General features: G+C 70.8%; 1 protein-coding gene. It reads left to right on the top strand.

Going from position 1 to position 1605, the window contains the following annotated elements:
* The coding region (locus HMPREF2914_RS32450) for an Ig-like domain-containing protein (RefSeq protein WP_256562288.1) at positions 1–1605 on the top strand (1605 nt) is incomplete at both ends.

The raw sequence follows: 1605 nt of genomic DNA, 5'->3' as shown, positions 1-1605 counted from the left end.
TTACCGACCCGGCCGGCAACAACAGCACCCCGGTCACCGCCGAAGCCCCCGACTTCCCCGACGCGCCCCAGGTCAATGCCAGCAACGGCAGCGTCCTCAGCGGTACGGCGGAAGCGGGCGTGACCATCGTGATCACCGACGGCAACGGCAATCCGATCGGCCAGACCAGCGCCGATGCCAACGGCAACTGGAGCTTCCCCCCCGGTAGCCAACTGCCGGATGGCACCGTGGTCAATGTGGTGGCCAGGGACGCCGCCGGCAACAGCAGCCCGGCGACCTCCATCACCGTCGACGGCGTGGCGCCGAACGCGCCGGTGGTCGAGCCGAGCAACGGCAGCGAACTCAGCGGGACTGCCGAACCGGGCAGCAGCGTGACCCTGACCGACGGCAATGGCAATCCGATCGGCCAGACCACCGCCGATGCCAACGGCAACTGGTCTTTCACGCCGTCCACCCCGTTGCCGGACGGTACCGTGGTCAACGTGGTGGCCAGGGATGCCGCCGGCAACAGCAGTCCGCCGGCCAGCGTTACCGTGGATGCCGTCGCGCCGGCCACGCCCACCGTCGATCCGAGCAACGGTACGACCCTCAGCGGCACCGCCGAGCCGGGCGCTACCGTGACCCTGACCGACGGCAACGGCAACCCGATAGGGCAGGTCACCGCCGACGGCAGCGGCAACTGGACCTTCACCCCGAGCACGCCGTTGCCCAACGGTACGGTGGTCAACGCCACGGCTACCGACCCGTCCGGCAACGCCAGCCCGCCGGCCAGCGTCACCGTGGACGCCGTGGCACCGGCCACGCCAGTGGTCAACCCGAGCAACGGCAGCACGCTCAGCGGCACCGCTGAGCCGGGCGCCACCGTGACCCTGACCGACGGCAACGGCAACCCGATTGGCCAGGTCACCGCCGACGGCAGCGGCAATTGGAGCTTCACTCCGACCACGCCGTTGCCCAACGGCACCGTGGTCAACGCCACGGCCACCGACGCCTCCGGCAACACCAGTGCGGGCAGCAGTGTCACCGTGGACTCGGTAGCCCCGGCCACGCCAGTGGTCAACCCGAGCAACGGCACCACGCTCAGCGGCACCGCCGAGCCGGGCAGCAGCGTGACTCTGACCGATGGCAACGGCAACCCGATCGGGCAGGTCACCGCCGACGGCAGCGGCAACTGGAGCTTCACCCCGTCCACGCCGCTGGCGGATGGAACCGTGGTCAACGCCACGGCCACCGATCCGGCGGGCAACACCAGCGGCCAGGGCAGCACCACCGTCGATGGCGTGGCGCCGGCCACGCCGACCGTCAACCTGAGCAACGGCAGCAGCCTCAGCGGCACTGCGGAACCGGGCAGCACGGTGATTCTCACCGACGGCAACGGCAATCCGATCGCCGAGGTCACCGCCGACGGCAGCGGCAACTGGACCTACACCCCGTCCACGCCGATCGCCAACGGCACCGTGGTCAACGTGGTGGCCCAGGACGCCGCCGGCAACAACAGCCCGGGCGCCAGCGTCACCGTGGACTCGCAGGCCCCGGCGGCGCCGGTGCTCAACCCAAGCAACGGCACTACGCTCAGCGGCACCGCCGAGCCGGGCGCTACCGTGA

The sequence above is a fragment of the Pseudomonas sp. HMSC067G02 genome, from assembly GCF_001813485.1.
Classification (GTDB): domain Bacteria; phylum Pseudomonadota; class Gammaproteobacteria; order Pseudomonadales; family Pseudomonadaceae; genus Pseudomonas; species Pseudomonas aeruginosa.
Note: the sequence above shows the minus strand (reverse complement) of the source record. Positions and strands in the feature narration are given on the sequence as shown.